This window comes from Micromonospora sp. NBC_00821, from assembly GCF_036347035.1.
GTDB classification, from domain to species: Bacteria; Actinomycetota; Actinomycetes; order Mycobacteriales; family Micromonosporaceae; genus Micromonospora; species Micromonospora hortensis.
Genome location: NZ_CP108880.1, coordinates 6,454,707 through 6,471,435, shown reverse-complemented (window position 1 = coordinate 6,471,435; position 16,729 = coordinate 6,454,707). Strand labels below are relative to the sequence as shown.

At 71.8% G+C, this 16,729-nt stretch carries 16 protein-coding genes; 10 read left to right on the top strand and 6 right to left on the bottom strand.

From position 1 onward, the window contains the following. The first annotated feature begins 28 nt into the window (after nt 1-28). On the top strand, nt 29-985 hold the full coding sequence (gene pip, locus OHB44_RS29670; protein ID WP_238686722.1) for a prolyl aminopeptidase: 957 nt from the start codon (nt 29-31) through the stop codon (nt 983-985). Between the two features lie 242 nt (nt 986-1,227). Here pip and OHB44_RS29665 read toward each other — a convergent pair whose 3' ends face one another. The 4 genes from OHB44_RS29665 to OHB44_RS29650 all read right to left on the bottom strand — a co-directional run bounded on the left by OHB44_RS29665 (nt 1,228) and on the right by OHB44_RS29650 (nt 5,743). After that, entirely contained in the window at nt 1,228-2,220 is a 993-nt protein-coding gene (locus OHB44_RS29665; RefSeq protein ID WP_238686723.1) for a MerR family transcriptional regulator, read from the bottom strand. Between the two features lie 67 nt (nt 2,221-2,287). Further along, a complete protein-coding gene (locus OHB44_RS29660) occupies nt 2,288-2,416 on the bottom strand; it encodes a hypothetical protein (protein ID WP_266304468.1) in 129 nt (42 codons plus the stop codon). Between the two features lie 133 nt (nt 2,417-2,549). After that, nucleotides 2,550-3,470: an alpha/beta fold hydrolase gene (locus OHB44_RS29655; RefSeq protein ID WP_238686724.1), complete on the bottom strand. Its 921-nt coding sequence runs from the start codon at nt 3,468-3,470 to the stop codon at nt 2,550-2,552. A 128-nt stretch (nt 3,471-3,598) separates the two neighbouring features. Beyond that, on the bottom strand, nt 3,599-5,743 hold the full coding sequence (locus OHB44_RS29650) for a S9 family peptidase (RefSeq protein WP_238686725.1): 2,145 nt from the start codon (nt 5,741-5,743) through the stop codon (nt 3,599-3,601). Between the two features lie 87 nt (nt 5,744-5,830). Between OHB44_RS29650 and mshB the strand changes: the two genes are divergently transcribed. From mshB to OHB44_RS29635, 3 genes are all read left to right on the top strand, one after another. After that, complete coding sequence (mshB, locus tag OHB44_RS29645; RefSeq protein WP_330438930.1) at nt 5,831-6,757, top strand: N-acetyl-1-D-myo-inositol-2-amino-2-deoxy-alpha-D-glucopyranoside deacetylase; 927 nt, start codon at nt 5,831-5,833, stop codon at nt 6,755-6,757. Nucleotides 6,758-6,774: 17 nt separating this feature from the next. Continuing rightward, the gene (locus OHB44_RS29640) at nt 6,775-7,212 is read left to right on the top strand and encodes a hypothetical protein (RefSeq protein ID WP_238686727.1); all 438 of its coding nucleotides are present in this window, start codon (nt 6,775-6,777) and stop codon (nt 7,210-7,212) included. Between the two features lie 115 nt (nt 7,213-7,327). After that, nucleotides 7,328-7,792, top strand: a complete 465-nt coding sequence (locus OHB44_RS29635; RefSeq protein WP_330438929.1) for a hypothetical protein — start codon at nt 7,328-7,330, stop codon at nt 7,790-7,792. A 43-nt stretch (nt 7,793-7,835) separates the two neighbouring features. On the opposite strand, the gene OHB44_RS29630 is transcribed toward OHB44_RS29635, so the two are convergent. Then, a complete protein-coding gene (locus OHB44_RS29630) occupies nt 7,836-8,807 on the bottom strand; it encodes a GNAT family N-acetyltransferase (RefSeq protein ID WP_330438928.1) in 972 nt (323 codons plus the stop codon). Nucleotides 8,808-8,886: 79 nt separating this feature from the next. Here OHB44_RS29630 and fdxA point away from each other — a divergent pair, with 79 nt between their 5' ends. From fdxA to OHB44_RS29605, 5 genes are read left to right on the top strand one after another with little or no spacing between them, the layout of a single operon-like run. Next, nucleotides 8,887-9,213, top strand: coding sequence for a ferredoxin (gene fdxA, locus OHB44_RS29625; protein WP_030490464.1), 327 nt, complete (start codon nt 8,887-8,889; stop codon nt 9,211-9,213). Continuing rightward, nucleotides 9,210-10,313 carry a succinyldiaminopimelate transaminase gene (dapC, locus tag OHB44_RS29620; RefSeq protein ID WP_274531635.1) on the top strand — a complete coding sequence of 368 codons (1,104 nt, stop codon included), beginning with the start codon at nt 9,210-9,212 and terminating at the stop codon, nt 10,311-10,313. The genes fdxA and dapC overlap by 4 nt, the downstream gene beginning before the upstream one ends. A 22-nt stretch (nt 10,314-10,335) precedes the next feature. Beyond that, complete coding sequence (locus OHB44_RS29615) at nt 10,336-11,355, top strand: prephenate dehydrogenase (RefSeq protein ID WP_330438927.1); 1,020 nt, start codon at nt 10,336-10,338, stop codon at nt 11,353-11,355. 10 nt (nt 11,356-11,365) lie between these two features. Beyond that, nucleotides 11,366-12,016: an SIMPL domain-containing protein gene (locus OHB44_RS29610; protein WP_266304471.1), complete on the top strand. Its 651-nt coding sequence runs from the start codon at nt 11,366-11,368 to the stop codon at nt 12,014-12,016. Continuing rightward, entirely contained in the window at nt 12,016-12,663 is a 648-nt protein-coding gene (locus tag OHB44_RS29605; RefSeq protein ID WP_330438926.1) for a nucleoside/nucleotide kinase family protein, read from the top strand. The genes OHB44_RS29610 and OHB44_RS29605 overlap by 1 nt, the downstream gene beginning before the upstream one ends. On the opposite strand, the gene OHB44_RS29600 is transcribed toward OHB44_RS29605, so the two are convergent. Further along, nucleotides 12,660-13,217: a sugar O-acetyltransferase gene (locus tag OHB44_RS29600; protein ID WP_330438925.1), complete on the bottom strand. Its 558-nt coding sequence runs from the start codon at nt 13,215-13,217 to the stop codon at nt 12,660-12,662. The two genes, OHB44_RS29605 and OHB44_RS29600, sit on opposite strands and share 4 nt — an antisense overlap. 76 nt (nt 13,218-13,293) lie before the next feature. Here OHB44_RS29600 and OHB44_RS29595 point away from each other — a divergent pair, with 76 nt between their 5' ends. Further along, the gene (locus tag OHB44_RS29595) at nt 13,294-16,713 is read left to right on the top strand and encodes a S8 family serine peptidase (RefSeq protein WP_442932633.1); all 3,420 of its coding nucleotides are present in this window, start codon (nt 13,294-13,296) and stop codon (nt 16,711-16,713) included. Nucleotides 16,714-16,729 lie beyond the last annotated feature (16 nt).

Below are 16,729 nucleotides of genomic sequence, written 5' to 3'. Positions count from 1 at the left end.
AGCGCCGTCGGGAGGGGACCCTTCTGTCATGGACTGGTATCCGCCCATCGAGCCGTACGACTCCGGGATGCTCAGCGTCGGCCACGGTAATGAGCTCTACTGGGAACTGTGCGGGAACCCCGGCGGCAAACCCGCTGTGTTCCTGCACGGCGGCCCCGGCGGTGGCCTGCTCCCGGACAATCGGCGGTACTTCGACCCGTCCGGCTACCGGATCGTGCTGTTCGACCAGCGAAACTGCGGTCGCAGCCGGCCCTTCGCGGGCGACCCGAAGACGTCACTGGAACACAACACCACCCCGCACCTGGTGGCGGACATCGAGCGGCTACGCGATCACCTGGGGATCGAGCGTTGGCTCGTCTTCGGCGGCAGTTGGGGCAGCACCCTCGGCCTGGCCTACGCGCAGGCCCATCCCAAACGGGTCACCGAACTCGTGCTTCGTGGCGTGTGGCTGGTTCGCAGGTCAGACGAGGCATGGGCCTTCACCCCGGCGGGCGCGGCGCACCTGTTCCCCGCCGAGTGGGCGGCGTTTCGTGCTGCGATCCCCGTGACGGAACAGGACGACCTAGTCGGCGCCTATGGCCGCCGCATCTCCGACCCCGACCCCGCGGTCCACGGCCCGGCGGCTCGCGCCTGGATGGGCTGGGAGCTCTCGGCCAACACCCTGCTGCCGATGACGCCGCCCGCCATCGACGACACCAGCCTGCTGGCGTTCGCCCGCATCACACACCACTACATCAGCAACGGCGGCTTCCTCCCGCCGGAAGGTCTCCTGGCGGGCGTCGACCGCATTCGACACATCCCGACGGTCATCGTGAACGGCCGTTACGACATCAAGACGCCGCCGAGCCAAGCCTGGGACCTGCATCGGGTCTGGCCTGAGGCGAAGTTCCACATCGTGGAGGACGCGGGCCACAGCGGCTCCGAACCTGGCACCCGCAGTCTGCTCATCGAAGCCACCACCCAGTTCCTCGAGGGCCGGCGGTGACCGTCCGTCACCTCCGTCCGGGCGGATTCGGTGTTGAGCGGTATACCTCAAAGTCATATTCATACCTCTGAGGTATACGGCTCAACAGCACATCGACATGGGTGCCAGCCGAGGCGCACGCTGGAGGGTGCGCTCCCGGTGAGGCTCATCGCGCACCCCGTCGAGATCCACCACGTTGTCATGCGTTCCAGCCTCGGCGCTGGCGGCGGCACGGACATACGTGCCGGGTCGCGGATCGGCGATCAGGACGCCGGTACGGCGGACGCGCGCAGCGCGTCGGCCAGCCACTCGTACGGGAACCGTTCCGGCGGCGCGTCGTTCACCGTGCTTACCAACTCCATGTACCTGTCGAACGGTCCCTCCTGCTCCGGCGGCGTGCGGTCCCACTCCGCGCCCTTGCGCATCTGGTCGGCCGCCTGGATCCGGAACTCGGGCGTGTCCGGGATCCCGGGGCTGTCCGGCGTCGCGAAGATGCCGGTCAGCCACCCGATCCACTGGTCGGCGATCTCCCGGCCCCGGGGCGAGCCCGGCGGCACCTGCTCGCGCGCCGCGTCCATCACCGGCTGACCGATCGCCGCGCCCTCCTCCAGGGCGTCCAGCATCGGCGACGAGGTCATCAGCGGCCCGGCCCCGGTGGTGCACGCCTCGTGCAGCTCACGGCGTACGGCCTGCCGGACCTCGGTGTCCCGGACCAGCTCGGCCAGCTCGATCCACGCCTCCAACTGGGCTGCTGTGGGATGGTCGGGCAGCTCCGGTCGGGCCGCCCGCCACCACTCGACCATCCGCTCCGGCGGCTCCCAGCCGGCGGACACCTCGGTCCAGAACTCGTCGATCAGCCGGTCGCGTTCCTCGTCCGACAGGCCGACCAGTCTGTGCATCAGCGTGACCTGCTCGGCAGTGGAGTCCTGCCGCAGGATGGCCGACAGCACCGCGCGCCGGCTGCGCAGCCGTGCCTCCTGCCGTTCCAGCACTGCCAGGTGGGTGGCGGCCAGCTCGCGCAGCGTCGCCTCGCCGGCCAGCACCCGCCGGATCTCGTCCAGGCCGGCGTCGAGTTCCCGTAACGTCCGGACCAGTTCCAGCCGGGCAATGGCCGACACGTCGTACAGGCGGTGGCCGGCCGGGGTGCTGGCGGCCGGCGTGACGACACCGGCGTCCGCGTAGTACCGGACGGCGCTGACGCTCAGGCCGGTCCGCCGGGCGACATCTCCGATGGCGTACAGCTCGTCTCTGTCCACGGCACCCACTATGCGATCTCGAGCGGCTTGAGATACAAGCCCCTCATCGAGCTTTCGCGGCGGCGGATCAGGGGACGATCACCACGCCGCCGCGCACGCCGCCTCGGGCCAGCCGCTCGTGGGCGGCCTTGTTGCGCTCGGGCCGTATTCGGGTGTGGCGGAACGGCATCGTGAGGCGGGATCGCGCCAAGGTCACGCTCGATCCTGGATCGAGTGGCCACCTTGCGCCGGGATACCACTAGATCCTGGATCGAGCGCGATCTTGGGGGCGCGGGGTGTGAGAGTGCGGGGCGCGGGGTGCGGGCGGACTGGCCGAGCGGTGTTTGCGGTCAGGAACGGCCGATGGAGCGGTCCAGGAAATCGTGGATCATCGGCGCAGCCACGTCGAGCTTGTCTTCCAGCAGGAAGTGGCCGGTGTCGAGCAGATGAAACTCGGCCGACGGCAGGTCGCGCCGATAGGGGTGGGCACCATCGGGCGGGAAGATGGAGTCGTTCTGGCCCCAGATGATCAGCGTCGGTGGCTGGTGGTCGCGGAAGAAGGCGTGGAATTCCGGGTACAACGTGACGTTGCTGCCGTAGTCGTAGAACAGATCCAGTTGAATGTCCGCGTTGCCGGGGCGGGCGAGCTGCGCGTCGTCGTGGATCCACATGTCGGGGTCGAGCCGGGTGAGGTCCTGCACCCCCTGCGTGTACTGCAACTTCACCGTTTCGGGCTTGAGGATGAACGCGATGGCCTGGCGGTGCTCGTCGGTCTTCTCCGCCCAGTAGGCCTTGATCGGATCCCAGAACGGGCTCAGGCCCTCTTCGTACGCGTTGCCGTTCTGCACGATGAGCGCGCTGATCCGCTCTGGCCCCTTGAGAGCCATCCGGAAACCGGTCGGTGCCCCGTAGTCGAAGCAGTAGAGCGCGTACTGATCCACGCCGAGCTGGCTGAGCAGGCCGTCCATCAGGTCGGCGAAGTTGGCGAACGTGTAGTCGAACGTCGACCGGTCCGGGCTGGCGCTGTGGCCGAAACCCGGGAAGTCCGGCGCGATCACCCGGTAGCGGTCCGCGAGCAGGGGGATCAGGTGCCGGAACTGCGCGGACGACGTGGGGAATCCGTGCAGGAGCAGGACTGCGGGCCCGTCGGCCGGTCCGGCTTCGCGGTAGAAGATGTCGATCCCGTTCACTGTCGCCGTGCGGAAGTGCGTGACCGGAAGTTCGCCTTCCTGGACGGCGGCGACCGAGGGTTTCTGCGCGATGCCAACCATCCTGGAGTCCTTTCGGCACAAGGGAAAGCGGTGTATCGCCGGGGTAACCCACGCCGCCGGGTGCCGCTTCGGCCAGCATGGCATTCGGCAGGGGGCTCGGTGTGCCGAACCCACTTATCGAATGCCGCTTACAGCAGGTGGGTACGGAGGAAGTCGAGCTCCAGGGGGAGTAGCCGCTCGGCGGTGCCGTTCGCGGCCATGTGGGTGGCCCCGGTCAGCGGCAGCACGGCGTGCGGCCGGCCGGTGCTCAGCAGGGCAGCGGAGAGCCGGAGCGTGTGTGCGGCCACCACGTTGTCGTCCGCCATGCCGTGCACCAGCAGCAACGGCCGGGCCTGGTCCGGGCTGGTGACCGGCTCGGCGGCCAACTCGACGAGCGAGTGGTGCGCGTAGATGTCCTGGCCGTCCTCCGGCAACCCCAGATAACGCTCGGTGTACGCGGTGTCGTACAGCGCCCAGTCGGTCACCGGGGCGCCCGCGATCCCGCACCGGAACAGCTCCGGGTGGCGCAGCACCGCCAAGCCGGCCAGCCACCCGCCGAACGACCAACCACGCACCCCGACCCGCCCCAGGTCCAGGTCCGGGTGCTTGCCGGCGAGCGCGGTGAGCGCGTCGATCTGGTCGGTCAGGATCACGTCGGCGACCCGCCGGTGGATCGCCTTCTCGAACGACGGCGCCACGCCCGGCGTACCCCGGTTGTCGATGGTGACCACAGCGAACCCGGCGTCGGCCCACCACTGCCGCTCCAGCCACGCGGCCCGCGCCGCCACGACCTCCTGGTGCCCCGGGCCGCCGTAGATGTCCAGCAGCACCGGCAGCCGCCGACCCGTCACGTGGTTGTCGGGGTAGAGCACCGCCGCCGGCAGCCGCCGGTCGGTCACCCGTTCCAGCAGTGGCAGCGGAGAGTACGGCGGGGTGGCGGCGAACGAGCGCAGCGCGGCGATCTCCTGATCGCCGCGGCGCACCGTCCAGCGCACTCCGGCGTGGTCCAGCGACGCGACGCCGACGGCCAGCACGTCCCCGCCCACCGCGGCGGTGTACCAGCCGGAATCGGTGGTGAGTCGGCGCGCGTCCACCCCACCGCCGATGGTGGTGCGGACCCGGAACAGGTGCCGCTCGCTCGGCTCGCCGTCGCTCGCCTCCACCAGCAGGTCGGCCGGGCCGGTGGCGGCCGGAAGCCGACCCACCACCCGTCGTACGTACAGCGACGGCGGGGTGAGCAGGGTGCCGTCCGCGAAGAGACACCGGGCGTCGTACCCGTCGTGGGCCAACTCCCCGCCGACCAGCACCCGGCCGTCCGGCAGGTGGGCGGGGGTGCCGGCGATCGGCTCGACCCAGCGTGGATCGGCCAGCTCGGCGTGCACCTGCGTCTCACCCGTGCGCGGGTCCACCGCCAGCACCAGCCCGTGCTGCTGCGACCGGCGCAGCACGGTGATCAACGGACTGCCCTCACCCCAGCTGACCCCGGTCAGGTACGGGTAGGTCTCCCGGTCCCAGTGCACGTCGACCCAGCCGTCGTCCAGGTCCAGCAGGTGCAGGCTGACCTCCGCGTTGGGGCCGCCGGCCCGGGGGTACGCGACGGCGGTCGGGGGGCTCGCCGGCTCGGCCGGGTCGTGCAGGTGCCACCGCTCCAGGCGGGACTCGTCGACCCGGGCGGCGAGCACCGACCGGCCGTCGGGCGCCCACCAGTACCCCCGGAACCGGCCGAACTCCTCCGCCGCGATGTGCTCGGCCAACCCCCAGCTCACGCCGGCGTCCTCGCCGGCCAGCAGGGTGTCGGTGCCGTCGGGGTCGATCACCCGCAGCTCACCCCGGCGCACGTCCTCGGCCGCGTCCGTCACGTATGCCAGCCGCTGCCCGGTCGGGTCCGGACGAGGGTCCAACACCGGGCCGACGGCCGCCACCTCCACCACGTCGCCGTGCACCAGATCGGCCCGGAACAACCGCCCGGCAAGCGCGAACACCGCAACCCGGCCGGCCGCGTCCAGCGCGTACGAGCCGATGCCGGCGGCACTGAGCCGCAGCCGCTCGCGGAGCGCGCGTTCACCGGCGGAGAGGGAGCGGACATCCCCGCCCTCGCCGAGCAGGGTGGCCGGGTCGGCGACCAGCCGCTCCTCGCCGGTGGCCACGTCCAACAGCCAGAGCGCGTCCGCCGGGTCCTCGGGGCCGGCGGAGCGCAGAAAGATCACCCGGGAGCCGTCCTCAGCCACCGAGACAGCGCGCGGCGCGCCGTGGCTGAACCGGCGGGTGCGGGCGGCCAGCTCCGGAAAGTCCACAGCCCAAATCGTAGAGCGGGAGCGGGGGTGATGTGGCCGACCTGGGCGGACGCGTCAGCGTCGGCCGGGGAAGAACTGCCAGTTAGAGTGACCGTCGTGACGATGCTGCCCGACCGCCGCCTGCTGCTGGTCCACGCGCACCCCGACGACGAGTCGATCGGCACCGGCTCGACGATGGCCCACTACGCCGCGGACGGCGCGCACGTCACGCTGGTGACCTGCACGCTCGGCGAGGAGGGCGAGATCCACGTGCCCGCGCTGGCGCAGCTCGCCGCCGCCGAGGCCGACCAGCTCGGCGGGTACCGCGTGGCCGAGCTGGCCGCCGCGTGCGCCGCGCTCGGCGTCAGCGACCACCGTTTCCTCGGTGGCGCCGGCCGCTACCGCGACTCCGGGATGATGGGGCTCGCGACGAACGAGCACCCCCGGGCCTTCTGGCAGGCCGACCTCGACGAGGCCGCCGGGCACCTCGTGGAGATCCTGCGAGAGGTACGCCCGCAAGTGCTCGTCACGTACGACCCGAACGGCTTCTACGGCCACCCCGACCACATCCAGGCGCACCGGGTGGCCATGCGCGCCGTCGAGTTGGCCACCGCCGAGGGCTGCGCCCCGCTCAAGGTCTACTGGACGGCCATGCCGCTCAGCGTCCTGGAAGCCGGAATGACGCATTTCGCCGAGTCGTCCGACAACCCGTTCGGCGGCATCGAGGACATCGCCGACCTGCCCTTCGGCACCCCGGACGCTCAGATCGCCGCCCGGATCGACGGCACCGACCAGCACACCGCGAAGGAGGCCGCGATGCGGGCGCACGCCACCCAAATCCCGGCCAACTCGTGGCTCTACTCGATCGCCGGCAACTTCGGTGGCGAGTTCATGGGCGTGGAGTTCTTCACCCTCGCGGTCGGTGAGAAGGGCCCGGGCACCGGGCCGTACGGCTGGGAGGACGACCTCTTCGCCGGCCTGCCCGCGGAGACCGCCCCGGACCGGTCCCCGGTCGCGGCGGCGGGTCTCCGGTGACAGTGCCGGCCGCACCGATGACGGTCGTGGAGGACCAGGAAGCCCCGCCGCCGGCGGGGCCGCCGCCGCGACTGCTGGACCTGGGCGTCCGGCTGGTCGGTGGGATCGTCGTGGTCCTCGCCGGTGTGCTGACCGGCGTACTGGAGCTGCTGCTCGCCACGCTCCGCGTCGGCGGGCAACTGATCGGCGTGTCGGTGCTCCTCGCCATCGGCGCCAACATCGTGCTGAGCTGGTTCGCGTACGAGGCGGTCGGCCGTCGCTGGGCGGTGGCCTTGCCGGCGGTGCCGTGGTTCGCGCTGATGGCGGTCGCCGCCATCCGGACCAACGAGGGTGACCTGTTGCTGGCCGGCGACAACTGGGTCGGGCTGGCCATGATCGTGGCCGGCGCGATGACCTTCGCGGTGATGGGCTTCCGGCAGATCCTCGCCCCACAGCCGCCCATGCTCGGCAGCTGACGTCGGGCTGGTTCTGGGTTGCTGCCGGGTGGTGACGTCTCCCAGGAAAGGGTGGTAGATATTCCTGCCAGGGATGCGAACCCCGCGACGGGGCGTACGGCAGGAGGGTCCGGCGATGGACAAGCGGTGGCGTGACATCGGGGTGCTCGCAGCGGCACTCTTCGCGGTCAACGTGGTCGCCCGACTGATCATCCGGTTCGGCTTCGAGGGTGACGACATCGCCGCCGACCGGGTGTCGTTGGCGATGTTCGTGGTGATCGGGCTGATCCTCGCCGTGGTCGCCTTCCGCTGGGGTCGTCGCCGGCCGCTGGCGGGCTGGGCCGCCGACTTGGCCCTCGTGGTGCCGGTGGCGATGCTGCTGACCGTGCTGGTAGGGCCCCTGCTGGTCGGTCACAACCCGTTCGACGGCGGCGCGGCGACGTTCTTCGCCCAGATCTGGCTCTACCTGCTCGCCACCGGCGCCGGGTTGCTGATCGGCTACCTGGTGCTCACCGCGCTCGGCCGTGACTACCGCTCTCAGCAGCTCAAGCGGTACGCCGAGGTCAAGGCCGCCAAGCCCCGCCGCGTCGTCCGCCGCTGATCACCGCCCAGCCCGGTCAAGCACCGCCCGGCCGCCTCGCGGGTCAGTTCGGGGCGACCCGGGTCAGGTAGGTGTGGTGGGTGACGAGGCCGAGCCGCTGATAGAGCGCGACCGCCGCCGTGTTGCGCTGCTCGACCTGGAGGAACGCGTGCGTCGCGCCTCCGGACGCGCCCCAACTGGCCAGTTCGTGGATCACGCGGCGGGCCAACCCCTGGCGGCGGGCCGCCGGTAGGACCTCGATCAGGCTGAGGCCCAACCAGCGCCCCTGGCCGGTCACCGTGCCACGGCCGACGGCCACCAGGGCGTTGTCGACGTACACGTGGGCGAAGCGGACCTGGTCCACGGCGGTGAGGACGTGCCGGGCGGCGTCCGGCAGGCCGCCCTTGCGGCCGGCGGCGATGGCCAGCCACTCGTCGCTGGGCGCGGTGGTCAGCTCGACCACCGCACTGGCCCACCCGTCGGCCCGGCCGGTGGAGGGCGTCGGCTCCGGCAGGGGCAGCGGCGCGGTCTGCACCAGCGTCGGCGGGCGGGTGCCCCAGCCGCGGGCGTCCAACTCGGCGCCGACCGGTGCGGCGAGGGGCAGCGGGGTGTTGATCAGCGCGGGTTGCCCCAGCTCGGCGTACCAGCGCTCCACCGCGTCGACAGCGGCGGCCAGCGGTCGGTCGGGATCGCCGATCGGCAGCGCCGAGTTGGCGCGCCCGGTCCAGCCCTCGGCCGAACGGAGCAGCCAGTCACCGAGTCGGCCCCGGGTCGGTGCCGGCCAGGCCTCGTCGGCGGCCCGCTCCAGCGCCACGACCGCCGCGGCGGTCGGCCGACGGGTCGGCGGAACGCGCTTGGCGCGGTGGACCTGCGCCACCGGCACCCGAAGCGGCCCCTGAGCGGTGGCCAGCGTGAGATGAGTCTCGCTCAGCTCTACCAGCTCGCCGAGGGCATCGGAAAATTGCGGGCGGCCTTCGCGAATCCCCACAATCCGGCGGACCACTATCCGGTGTCCCACATCCTGCTGTCGGAGCACGATCGACCCCCTCCCCGGCGAGATACTAGGCTCTTAGCGTCGCGGGAGATCGCGGCGAGTCTTGCGGAGGAGAAGACCGGTGACCTACATCATCGCCGAGCCGTGCGTAGATGTGCTCGACAAGGCATGCATCGAGGAGTGCCCGGTCGACTGCATTTACGAGGGCAATCGGATGCTCTACATCCACCCCGACGAGTGCGTCGACTGTGGTGCCTGTGAGCCCGTCTGCCCCGTGGAGGCGATCTTCTACGAGGACGACGTCCCGGAGCAGTGGAAGGACTACACCGGCGCGAACTACGAGTTCTTCGAGGACCTGGGCTCGCCCGGTGGCGCCTCGAAGGTCGGCAAGGTGGAGAAGGACGCCACCTTCGTCGCCGCGCAGCCGCCGCGCGGCGAGGGCCACTGAACCGGCCCGCGCCGGTCTCGTCGCGGCTGCCCGAGTTCACCTGGGACACCCTGGACGCCGCGGCCACGTTGGCCGCGGCGCATCCGGAGGGCCTGATCAACCTCTCCATGGGTACCCCGGTCGACCCGGTGCCCGAGGTGATCCGGCGGGCGTTGGCTGACGCGTCCGATGCTCCCGGTTACCCGCTGACCGCCGGCACCCCGACGCTGCGGGCCGCGATCGCGGCGTGGGTGTCCCGAGCCTGTGGCGCTGGCGTCGACGGTCTCGGTGTGCTGCCGACCATCGGCTCGAAGGAGCTGGTGGCCTGGCTGCCCACGCTGCTCGGCATCGGCCCGGGTGACGTGGTGGTGGTGCCGTCGATCGCGTACCCCACCTACGAGGACGGCGCCCGGCTGGCCGGTGCCACAGTCGTTCGTACCGACTCGCTCACCTCGCTCGGGCCGACCCCGCGGGTCCGGTTGGTCTGGGTCAACTCGCCCGGTAACCCGACCGGCCGGGTGTTGCCCGCGGCGCACCTGCGCAAGGTGGTCGACTGGGCCCGTGAACGTGGCGCTGTGGTCGCGAGCGACGAGTGCTACCTGCCGCTGGGCTGGTCGGCCGACCCGGTCTCGGTGTTGTCTCCGCAGGTGAGCGGGGGCAGCTATGCCGGGGTGCTGGCCGTGCACTCGCTCTCCAAGCGGTCCAACCTCGCCGGCTACCGGGCCGGCTTCGTCGCCGGCGACCCGGCGCTCGTCGCCGAGCTGCTCAAGGTCCGCAAGCACGCCGGCATGATCGTGCCCGCGCCGGTGCAGGCGGCGATGGTGGCCGCGCTGGAGGACGAGCGACACGCCGAGGAGCAGCGGGAGCGTTACCGCGCCCGGCGGGAGGTGCTCGCCGCGGCGTTCACCGGTGCCGGGTTCACCGTCGAGCACTCCGAGGCGGGCCTGTACCTCTGGCTGACCAGGGGCGAGGACTGCTGGCAGACGGTCGACTGGCTGGCCCGGCGCGGCATCCTGGTCGCGGCCGGCGTCTTCTACGGCCCGACGGCCGGGCAACATGTCCGGGTCGCGCTGACCGAGTCCGACGAGCACATCGCCGGCGTCGCGGCGCGTCTCGCCTGATCGCGGCTCGGGGCGGTCGAGCATGGTGGACAGGCCAGGTGCGCGGGTGCGGGCGGCGGTCGTCGGCACCGGCCTGATCGGTGGCTCGGTGCTGCTCCGGATGGTCGCCGCCGGCATCGACGTGGTCGGGTGGGACCCGGACGAGGCCACCCGGCGGGAGACCCGCCGGGTGGGCGTACCCGCGCCCGACCGCCTGGTCGAAGCGGTGACCGACCGCGACGTGGTCTTCCTGTGCGGGCCGTTGCCCACCCTGCCGGCGACGCTGGTCGAGGTGGCGGCGATGACCGGTGAGCGTTGTGTGCTGACCGACGTCGGTAGCACCAAGGAGCGGGTGGCGACGTTCGCGGCCGCGCAGGGGCTGACGCACCGGTTCGTGCCCGGACACCCGATGGCGGGCACCGACCGGGCGGGCTTGACGGCCGCGCGACCGGACCTGCTCACCGGCGCGGCCTGGGTGCTCTGTCCGGCGCCCGGGCGTGCCACCACCGCGTTCCGTTGGCTGGCCGAGCTGCTGGTGGAGGTCTTCGAGGCCCGGGTGGTGCCGATGTCCGCCACGGAGCACGACTCGGCCGCCGCGCTCGCCTCACACGTGCCGCACCTGCTCGCCGGCGCGCTGGCCGGCGCCGTGCAACGCGCACCGCTGCGCGACGCGATCCTCGCGCTCGCCGCCGGTAGTTTCTCCGACGGCACCCGGGTCGCCGGAACCCCTGCCGATCGGACCGCCAACATGCTGCTCGGCAACCGGGACCGGGTGCTGCGTGAGCTGGCCGAGGTCACCGCGTTCCTGGACGATCTGGCCGCCGCGCTGCGCGCCGACGACGCCCAGGCGCTCACCGCACGCTACGACGAGGCGCGGGCCTCCCGGGTGGCGCTGCGCGACCGGCGGTTCGACGCGTACGACAGGCAGTTCCCGGCTGGCGGTGACCACGCCGGGGAGGTGTCCTGGTTGCGCGAACTGGGGGTGGCCGGCGGCTACCTGACCGGCCTGCACGTCGACGCGGACACCGTCTCCTACGCGGCGCGGCGCCCCGTCGCTGACTAGGCTGAGGGGCATGGCGGTGGACGGTCCGGTGGTGCAGGTGCGCGGCGAGGCGTACCGGGAGGTGCCTCCCGAGCTGGCCCGGTTCGCGGTCACCGCGACAGCCCGCGACCGGGACCGGGAGGCGACGCTGACCCGGTTGGCCGAGCGGGCCGCGGCGATCCGGGTGCTGCTGGACGGTTCTGGGCCGACGGTGGCGCGGCGGGAGACCGGCGACCTGCGGGTGCGGCCGGAGACCCGGCGCTCGGGTGAGCGGGTGGTCGCCTGGCACGGCAGTGTCACCACCACAGTCACTGTCACCGATTTCACCGCGCTGGGTGAGCTGATGCTCCGGCTCGCCGACCAGGACCAGGTCGAGGTGGCCGGCCCGTGGTGGGAGCTTCGTCCGGACAGCCCGGCCCATCGCGCGGCCCGGCATGCCGCGATCAGCGACGCGCTGCTGCGGGCCCGTGAGTACGCGGAGGCGCTTGGTGCTCGGGTCACCTCGTTGATCGAGCTGGCCGACGCGGGCCCCGCCGACCGGCCGATGTTCGCTCGTGCGGCCTTCGCCGGTAGCGCTGGCGCGGGCGGTGGTCCGCCGGAGCTCGAGCTGGACCCGCAGCCGCAGACCGTGCAGGCGGCGGTGCAGGCGCGGTTCACCATCAGCGACCCGGTTCTGGGCTGATGCCGCCGGCCCGGGTGCTGTCCGCCGACGAGTTGGTGGCGCGGGCGTTGGTGCTCGCCGAGGCCGGCCCGCGACAACTGCTCGGCATCGCCGGCGCGCCGGGTGCCGGGAAGTCCACACTGGCGGAGCGGATCGTCGCCGAGGTCGGGTCGGCCGCCTGCCTGGTGCCGATGGACGGCTTCCACCTGGCGCAGTCGCAACTGGTTCGCCTGGGTCGCGCCGATCGCAAGGGCGCCGTGGACACCTTCGACGCCAACGGGTACGTCTCGCTGCTGCGCCGGTTGCGCCGGTTGGAGCCGACGTCGGTCTTCGCGCCGGAGTTCCGCCGGGAGCTCGAGGAGCCGGTGGCCGGCGCGATCGAGGTGGCGCCGTCGGTCCGGCTGGTGGTGACCGAGGGCAACTATCTGCTGTTGCCGGACTTCCCCTGGCAGGAGATCCGACCGCTGCTGCACGAGGCGTGGTTTCTCGACCTGGACGCCGAGGTGCGGCACCGCCGGCTGACCGCCCGGCACGAGGCGTTCGGTCGGTCTCCGGAGCAGGCACGGGCGTGGGCGCTGGGCAGCGACGAGTCGAACGCCGCCCTGATCACCCCCACCGCCGACCGGGCCGACCTGGTGGTCCGCCTGTCGGATCCGCCGACGGTCTAGCCGAGTTCGCGGACCGGCCGGGCCGGGTTGCCGACGGCCACCACGTTGGCGGGCAGGTCCCGGGTGACGACAGCGCCCGCGCCGACGACGGTGTCCGCGCCGATCGTCACGCCGGCCAGCACGATCGCGCCACCGCCGAGCCACACGTTGTCGCCAATGGTGATCGGCTTGGCCGCCTCCCACTTGTCCCGTCGCGGGCCGGGCTCGACCGGATGCGTCGGGGTGAGTAGCTGCACGTTAGGGCCGACCTGGACGTCCGCGCCGAGGGTGATCCGAGCGACGTCGAGGAAGACAGCGTTGTAGTTGACGAAGCTGCGCGGGCCGATCCGGATCTGCCAGCCGTAGTCGCAGTAGAACGGTGGGCGGATCCAGGTGTCCTCGCCCAGTTCGCCGAGGAGTTCACGCAGGGCCGCGATCCGGGCCTGCGGATCGGCCGCGGGACTGGTGTTGAAGCGCTCCATCAGCCGGGCGGCCCGGTCCAGGTCGGCGATGATCTCGGGATCGTCGGCGATGTATGGCTCACCGGCGAGCATCTTGTCCTTCATGGAGGTCACCGCCCGATCATGCCGGCCCGGTTCGTCGGCTCGTGGCGGGTCCGTCATTTTTTGGCCTTCATTTTACATACCCGGTATGCAATTCTGGGTTGTCAATGTGACTCCATCCATCAAGACGCTTGACGAGGAGGATCCGTTGCACCAGGGAAGAAAATTGGCCGCTCTCGGCCTCGTGTTCGCGCTGGCGCTCTCCGCGCCGGCTCCCGCCTCAGCCACGGCCGCCGTGCCCGCCCCACCGGGCGACGCCGACCAACAGTCCACTCCGGGTGGACACCCGACCAACCGCTCGACCACTGTCACGCTGATCACCGGTGACCGGGTCACCGTCACCGCGTCCGGTGCCTCGGTCCGGCCCGGCGCCGGCCGCGAGGACGTGCAGTTCCTGGTCCAGCGCGAGCGCGGCCGCCTCACCGTGACGCCGACGGACGCGGTGCCGTTGCTGCGCTCCGGTCGGGTGGACCGGCGACTTTTCGACGTCACCGGGCTGGTCGAGGCAGGTTACGACGACGCCAACCGCAACACCCTGCCGCTGCTGGTGGAGTACGGCTCGACGGGTACCGCCAAGCGTGCCTCGGCCGCTCTGCCCGGCACGCGGCTGACCCGCGACCTGCCGTTGATTCGCGGTGCCGCCCTGAACAGCGAGAAGTCCTCCCTCGGCGCGGTGTGGGAGACGGTCGTCACCGGTCCCGCTGGGGCCCGGCTCGACGCGGCGGGGGGCGTCGAGCGGATCTGGCTGGACGGTCATCGACGGGTGACCCTCGACCACAGCGTGCCGCAGATCGGCGCGCCCGCCGCCTGGGCGGCCGGGTTCACCGGCACGGGGGTGTCCGTCGCGGTGCTGGACACCGGCGTCGACGCCACCCACCCGGACCTGGCCGGCAAGGTGGCCGAGGCGCGCAACTTCACCGAGGTCGCCGACGCTCGGGACACTGTCGGCCACGGCACCCACGTGGCCTCGACCATCGCGGGCAGCGGCGCCGCCTCCGGTGGCAAGTACCGGGGTGTGGCGCCGGACGCGACGCTGCTGGACGGCAAGGTCTGTGAGGACGCGGGCTGCACCGATTCGGCGATCCTCGCCGGGATGCAGTGGGCCGCCGTGGAGAAGAAGGCCGCAGTGGTCAACCTGAGCCTCGGCGGCTGGGACACCCCGGAGGTCGACCCGGTCGAGGAGGCCGTGCAGACCCTCACCGCCCAGACCGGCACCCTGTTCGTCATCGCCGCCGGCAACGACGGCTCGGACGGTTCGGTCGGCTCCCCGGCCTCCGCTGACGCCGCGCTCGCCGTGGGCGCTGTGGACCGCGACGACGAGCTGGCCGAATTCTCCAGCCGGGGACCGCGAGTCGGCGACGACGCGCTGAAGCCGGAAATCACCGCGCCCGGCGTCGACATCGTCGCCGCGCGGTCCGCCACCGGCGTCATCGGCGATCCGGTGGGGGACCGCTACGTCACGCTCTCCGGCACCTCGATGGCGACCCCGCACGTGGCCGGGTCGGCCGCGCTGCTGGCCCAGCAGCACCCGGGATGGCGGGCCGACCGGCTCAAGGCCACCCTGATGGCCGCCGCCAAGCCGCACCCGGACCAGACCGCCTACCAGCAGGGTGCCGGGCGGGTCGACGTCGCACACGCGATCACCCAGCAGATCACCACCGACCCGGTGAGCGTCTCGTTCGGGCGTACGCTCTGGCCGCACGCCGACGACGCCCCGATCACCCGTACGGTGACCTGGCGCAACGACGGCCCGGCAGCGGTCACAGTGGACCTGAGCATCGAGGGCGCGGGCCCCGGCGGTCGGGCGCTACCGGCCGGCCTGTTCGTTCTGGGTGCCAGCCAACTCACAGTGCCCGCGGGCGGCACGGCCGCCACTACCGTCACCACTGACACCCGGCTCGGCGGCGCCGACGGTTACTGGACCGGTCGGATCGTGGCCCGCTCCGGTGCGGCGGTCGCTGTCACTCCACTGGCGGTGCACCGGGAGGTCGAGAGCTACACGCTCACAGTGGAGCACCTGAACCGGGCCGGCGCTCGCACGGCGGACCACTGGACGTCCCTGGTCGGGCTGGACACCTACAGCTTCTGGGACCTCGTCAGTTCCGACGGAGTGGCCACAGTGCGGGTGCCCAAGGGGCACTACGGCCTGACCGGCCTCGTCTTCGAGCCCGGCCCGGAGGATGAGCAGCGCGGGATGTCCCTGCTGGCACAGCCCGAACTGACTGTCGATCAGGACACCCGGATCGTCGTGGACGCTCGCCGGGCCAAGCCGGTACGGACGACAGTGCCGGACCGGACCGCCGTCCCGCAACTGATCGACCTCAGCGCCAACTTCACCGCCGACGACGGCAGCGGGTACGGCGTCGGGCTCTGGGCGGAGACGTTCACCGGCCTGACCAGCGGTCAGCTCGGCAAGCCGGTCTCCGCCGACAAGTTCGTCGCCACCGTCAGCAGCAACTGGACCACGCCGGACTCGGCCAACAGTCCGTACCTGTACGCGCTGGCCGAGGCGATCCCGGGCCGAATGCCCACCGGGTTCGTGCGTGACTACGCCCGACGGGACCTGGCCACCGTCGTGCACCAGTTCCGCGGTGGCTACCCGGGCATGGAGGCCGAGCGGATCGTGCTCCCCGAGTTGGAGTACAACGTCGGCTACTCGGCCGTGATCCTGCCCACCGTCGTGCCCGGCCAGCGGGTCGAGTACTACAACACCAAGGGCGTGAAGTGGGAATCCGAAATCCTCTTCGGAACTGTGGACGAGGAAGGGTGGTTGATCCCGAAGGCAGCGCTCGTCTCCACCTCCACCGCGTACCGGGCCGGGCGGACGGTCCAGGAGATCTGGAACCAGGCGCCCTACGGACCGTCCTTCCCGAACCCGCGCTGGCCGCAGCAGAGCGTCACCCGGGTCGGCGACACCATCCTGGTCGACGTGCCGATCTTCAGTGACGCGGCCGGGCACCCGGGCTTCTCGCTGAGCGACAGTGAGCACACCAAGCTCTGGCGCAACGGCAAGCTGGTCGGCGAGAGCGAGTACGCCGGCTACGGGGAGTTCACGGTGCCACCGGGTGCGGCGGACTACCGGCTCGTCACGTCGTCGAAGCGGAGCTTCACCGACCTGAGCACCGAGGTGGAGTCCAGCTGGACCTTCCGGTCGAGGCACGTCGCCGGTGAGACGCCGGCCCGACTGCCGCTGTCGGCGGTGCGCTTCGCGCCGCCACTGCGGGTCGACAACAGCGCACCGGCCGGTCAGGGCTTCGTCGTACCGGTACGGGTGCAGCGGCAGCCCGGCTCGCCGGCCACCCGGGTGGAGAAGCTCACCGTCGACGTCTCGTACGACGGCGGAAAGACCTGGGGCAAGGCGAAGCTGGTCCGCACCTCGGCCGACGGCTGGTCGGCAGTGTTGCGGCATCCGGCCGGTGCCGGCCACGTGTCGCTGCGGGCCACCGCACGGGACACCGCCGGCAACACGGTGACCCAACGGATCATCCAGGCGTACCGGTTGCGCTGAGGCGTACCCCGTCCGG